Origin of the sequence: Streptomyces carpinensis, assembly GCF_002154505.1 — a bacterium.
Lineage (GTDB): Bacteria > Actinomycetota > Actinomycetes > Streptomycetales > Streptomycetaceae > Streptomyces > Streptomyces carpinensis.
Genome location: NZ_MUBM01000639.1, coordinates 1 through 4,864, shown reverse-complemented (window position 1 = coordinate 4,864; position 4,864 = coordinate 1). Strand labels below are relative to the sequence as shown.

The following is a 4,864-nucleotide window of genomic DNA, read 5'->3' as shown; positions in this document are numbered from 1 at the left end:
CTCCCGGGGGGGAGCAACAGTGTTAGGCGAACACGTCGAACCACTGCGGACCTGGGGGGGTTCTGTGCGGCAAGGGGGACTTGTCAGACCGTTTCCGTCGGCGCGCGAGCGTCTTGGGAACGGGGCCATCAGCCAGCCGGCGATCGACTGGGAGCAGCGGTACCGCCGTACCGTGATCACCAGCGACACCGTGGCCACCGCCTTCGTGGTGGCGGCTATCGGTGACTTCTTCGGGGACCGGGACGCGGCCAACTGGCACGAGAAGTGGGGAATTCTCGCATTCGGCACCGAGCTGCTGGTGCTGGGGGCGCTTGCGGTGAGCCGCTCGTGGGCTCCGGCCGTGCTCGGCCAGGGCGCCGAGGAATTCCGCCGGCTCGGACGCTCACTGTTCGCGGCGACCGTCGTACTGGCGCTCGGCGGGATCGCCCTCACCTCGCGCAACATCAAGCTCTGGATCTTCGTCGCGATCCCCGCGATCGCGCTCGTCACCATGACCGCGCGGTATCTGCTGCGCCTGTGGCTGCACAGACAGCGCAAGGAAGGACAGTGCCTGAGACCGGTGCTCGCTGCCGGGAGCCCGGCCACCGTGCGCGACCTGATCACCCGAACCCGCAAGTTTCCTCACCTCGGCTGGCGGGTGGACGCGGTCTGCACGACGGACGGTCTCGAGCTCGACGGTGACCACCTGGACGGAGTGCCGATAGTCGGCCGGCTGGCGGACGTCGCCAGCCACGTCCGCCGCGACGGCTACCGTGTCGTCGCGGTCACGCCGGACCCGCACTGGTCACCGGACCGGCTGCAGCGGCTGGCCTGGAACCTCGAAGGCAGCGACGCCGAGATGGTCGTGGCCCCCGTGCTGATGGAGGTGGCCGGGCCGCGGCTGCACGTCGACGCGGTGCTCGGAATCCCGCTGCTGCGGGTCAGCATGCCGACCTTCACCGGGGGCCGCCGGGCGGTCAAAGTGGTCGTCGACCGGCTTGGCGCAGCGATCCTGCTGATGCTGTTCGCACCGCTCATGGTGTTCGTCGCACTGCTCGTGCTGATGGACAGTCGGGGTGGGGCTTTCTACCGCCAGCGCCGGGTCGGCAAGGACGGCCGCGAATTCACCATTCTCAAGTTCCGCACCATGGTCACCGGGGCCGACGCGGCACGCGCCGAGCTGGCCGACCGCAACGAGGGCGCCGGCCTGCTGTTCAAGCTCCGCCGCGATCCGCGGGTGACCCGGGTGGGAGCAGTGCTGCGCCGGTACTCGATCGACGAGCTCCCGCAGCTTTTCAACGTGCTCACCGGATCGATGTCGCTCGTGGGTCCGCGACCTCCGTTGCCGGAGGAGTGCGCTGCGTACGGCCCGGACATCCGGCGCCGGCTGCTGGTCAAGCCCGGGCTCACCGGTCTGTGGCAGATCAGCGGACGCAGCGACCTGCCGTGGGAGGAGGCGGTCCGGCTGGACCTGCGGTACGTGGAGGACTGGTCGCTCGCCCTGGACACAGTGATCTTGTGGAAGACGCTGCGTGCGGTGCTCTACGGGCAGGGCGCCTACTGATGCGCGGGGGTCGTCGACCGGCCGGGCGCGCGGACCGCAGGCCAGAAGGCCTGCCTGGGGGGAGGAACGGGTCATGAGAGTCAGCGTTTTCGGGCTCGGCTACGTGGGCTGCGTGTCGGCCGCGTGCCTGGCCAGCATGGGTCACGAGGTCATCGGGGTGGACGTGAACCAGGTGAAGGTCGACCTGGTCAACGACGGCAAGGCCCCGGTGGTCGAGGAGCGGATCGGCGAGCTCATCGCCGAGGTCGTGCGGACCGGAGCGCTGCGCGCCACCGGCGACGTCCGCGAAGCGATCACGGGCAGCGAGGTGTCGCTGGTCTGCGTGGGCACGCCGTCGGAACCCAACGGCAGCCTGTGCACCACGTACTTGGAGCGGGTCACCGAGGAGATCGGCGCCGCGCTGGCGGATCGTCATGGGCGCAGCGGGCGGCACACCGTCGTGTTCCGCAGCACCATGCTGCCGGGCACCTGCCTGAACCTGCTGGTGCCGATCCTGGAGAAGTCCGTCGGCGGCACGGCCGGGGTGGACATCGGGGTCGCGGTCAACCCGGAGTTCCTGCGCGAGGGCACGAGCGTGCGGGACTTCTTCGACCCGCCCAAGACCGTCATCGGCGAGCTCGATTCGGCAAGCGGCGATGCGGTGTTGGCGCTGTACGACGGCTTGCCCGGCGAGGTGTTCCGGGTGCCGGTCCCGACGGCCGAGGCGATCAAATACGCGGACAACGCGTTCCACGGCCTCAAGATCGGCTTCGCGAACGAGCTGGGGGCGGTGTGCCAGGCGCTCGGGGTGGACTCGCACCAGGTGATGGACGTGTTCCTGGCCGACCGCAAGCTGAACATCAGCCCCGCCTACCTGCGGCCCGGCTTCGCCTTCGGTGGCTCCTGCCTGCCCAAGGACCTGCGCAGCCTGATCCACGCGGCGCAGCGGGCCGACGTCTCGGTGCCCATCCTCGCCCACGTGCTGCCCTCCAACGCGGACCATCTGCAGCGCGCGGTGGAGCTCGTCGAGCGCACCGGCAAGCGCCGGGTGGGCCTGTTCGGGTTGTCCTTCAAACCCGGTACCGACGACCTCCGCGAGAGCCCGCTCGTCGAGTTGGCGGAGAGACTCTTCGGCAAGGGTTACGACCTTCGGATCCACGACGCCAACGTGAGCCTCTCCCGGCTGCTCGGCGCGAACCGCGAGTACATCGAGACCCGGCTGCCGCACCTCGCGCAGCTGCTCGCGGATTCCGTCGAGGAGGTGCTCGAGCACGCCGAGGTGTGCCTGGTCGGGACCAGGGACCCGGCCGTGCTGTCGGCGCTGCCCCATGGCGACGGCCCGATGATCGTCGACCTCGTCCGCCTTCCCGACGCCGAGGCGCGCCGGGCCGAACAGGGGTACATGGGCCTTGCGTGGTGACGCGACCGGCGGCGACCGGACGGAGCGGCGCGCGCTGATCCTGGTGGAGAACCTGTCGGTGCCGTTCGACCGGCGCGTGTGGCAGGAGTGCACGACGCTGCGCGACGCGGGCTGGAAGGTGCACGTCATCTGTCCCCAAGGGAGTAAGCGGGACACAGAGCCGGAGGCGGAGATCGACGGGGTGCGGATCCACCGCTACCCGTTGCGCGCGGCCACCGGCGGGCCGGCCGGCTACCTGCGGGAGTACGGATCGGCGCTGTGGCACACCGTCCGGCTGGCCCGGAAGGTCGGCCCGGTCGACGTGGTCCACGCCTGCAACCCGCCCGACCTGCTGTTCCTGCCGGCACTGTGGCTGAAGCGGCGCGGAGCGCGGTTCGTCTTCGACCAGCACGACCTGGTACCCGAGCTGTACCTCTCCCGGTTCGGCCGCGGCCGGGATCTGCTCTACCGCGCGGTGTGCGCGCTGGAACGGCTGACCTACCGGGCCGCGGACGTCGTGCTCGCCACCAACGAGAGCTACCGGGACGTCGCGGTGCGCCGTGGCGGTCGGCGGCCGGCGGACGTCTTCGTGGTGCGCAGCGCCCCCGACATCGACCGGTTCCACCCCGTACCGCCCGAGCCGGAGCTGAAGCGCGGCAAGCCTCATCTGCTGTGCTACCTCGGCGTCATGGGCCCGCAGGACGGCGTCGACTACGCCTTGCGGGCCCTCGCGAAGCTGCGCGACGAGCTCGGGCGGACCGACTGGCACGCCGTGTTCGTCGGCTCCGGCGACACCTTCGACGCGATGGTGGAGCTGTCCCGGCGGCTCGGGCTCTCGGAGCAGGTGCAGTTCACCGGGCGCGTTCCGGACGCCGATCTGGTGCGCTACCTGTCCACCGCGGACGTCTGCCTCTCCCCCGACCCGCGCAATCCGCTCAACGACGTGTCGACCATGAACAAGGTCCTGGAGTACATGGTGATGGGCCGGCCGGTCGTCTCGTTCGACCTCCGGGAGGCGCGAGTCTCCGCCGGTGACGCCGCCGTCTACGCGCCCGCCAACGACGAGGCCGAGTTCGCCGGGCTCATCGCGCTGCTGCTGGACGATCCGGAGAAGCGGGCCCTGATGGGCAAGATCGGCCAGGAGCGGATCAGCGGGCCGCTCTCCTGGCGGCACTCGCAAGCGTCGCTGCTCGCCGCCTACGACGCTGCCTGCCGTGACCACGCTGCGGCGTCGGCGGGCGAGCCGGACCGGGCAGGGAGAGGGCCGCACCGTTGAGCGATGACACGATACGCCTGGTCACGATCGGGCGGATTATCCGTCGGCGCTGGCGGCTTCTCACCATCCTCGCCGTGGTGGGCGCGCTCGTCGGCTACGGCACCTCTTTGCTGTTTCCGCCGCGCTACACGACGTCGGCATCGGTACTGCTGCCCGGGGCGTGGGAGGAGCGCGAGCTGCTGACTCAGGCGCAGATCGCGACCAGTTCGGTGGTGGTCGACCGTGTGGCCGCCACGCTCCACTGGACCGGAGTCAGCGGCGGCGAGCTGCGGGACCGGGTGAGCGCCAAGGCCACCGACGGGAACATCATCAACATCTCGGGCACGGCCGAGACCCCGGAGCGCGCACAGCAGCTCTCGGACCAGGTGGCCAAGCAGTTCGTGGCATTCGCCGCGGGGATCGTGGACGGCAATACCGACCCCGGAGCCGCGACGCAACTCGAGACGCTGCGACAGCTGGTGGAACAGACCAGCAGCCGCATCACCAAGCTGGCCGACGCGGCCGATCCGGGGCAGACCGTGGAGAGCGTGCAGGCCCGCACCGACCTCGAGAAGCTGCGCACCACGCTGCAGGAGGCCATGAAAAAGCTGGACGAGGCCGACCCGGCTGCCCGCAAGGCCAACATGGTCGTCATGGGGCCGGCGCCCCGGCCGGCCGGCGAGGCACC

4 protein-coding genes are annotated in these 4,864 nt (G+C 70.4%); all 4 read left to right on the top strand.

Annotation, left to right across the window (positions count from 1 at the left end):
- The first annotated feature begins 64 nt into the window (after positions 1–64).
- A complete protein-coding gene (locus tag BZY54_RS47420; protein WP_086731484.1) occupies positions 65–1,543 on the top strand; it encodes a sugar transferase in 1,479 nt (492 codons plus the stop codon).
- Between the two features lie 73 nt (positions 1,544–1,616).
- Positions 1,617–2,942: a nucleotide sugar dehydrogenase gene (locus BZY54_RS47415; protein ID WP_086731483.1), complete on the top strand. Its 1,326-nt coding sequence runs from the start codon at positions 1,617–1,619 to the stop codon at positions 2,940–2,942.
- The gene (locus tag BZY54_RS47410; protein ID WP_086731482.1) at positions 2,932–4,197 is read left to right on the top strand and encodes a glycosyltransferase family 4 protein; all 1,266 of its coding nucleotides are present in this window, start codon (positions 2,932–2,934) and stop codon (positions 4,195–4,197) included. Before BZY54_RS47415 ends, BZY54_RS47410 begins: the two co-directional genes overlap by 11 nt.
- Positions 4,194–4,864, top strand: a 671-nt coding sequence (locus BZY54_RS47405; RefSeq protein ID WP_244217702.1) for a Wzz/FepE/Etk N-terminal domain-containing protein, incomplete at its 3' end; no start/stop codon positions are given. The genes BZY54_RS47410 and BZY54_RS47405, both read left to right, overlap by 4 nt.

Coding starts and splice junctions, on each gene's coding strand:
- BZY54_RS47415 (WP_086731483.1), top strand. CDS start 1,617: ATGAGAGTCAGCGTTTTCGGGCTCGGCTACGTGGGCTGCGTGTCGGCC.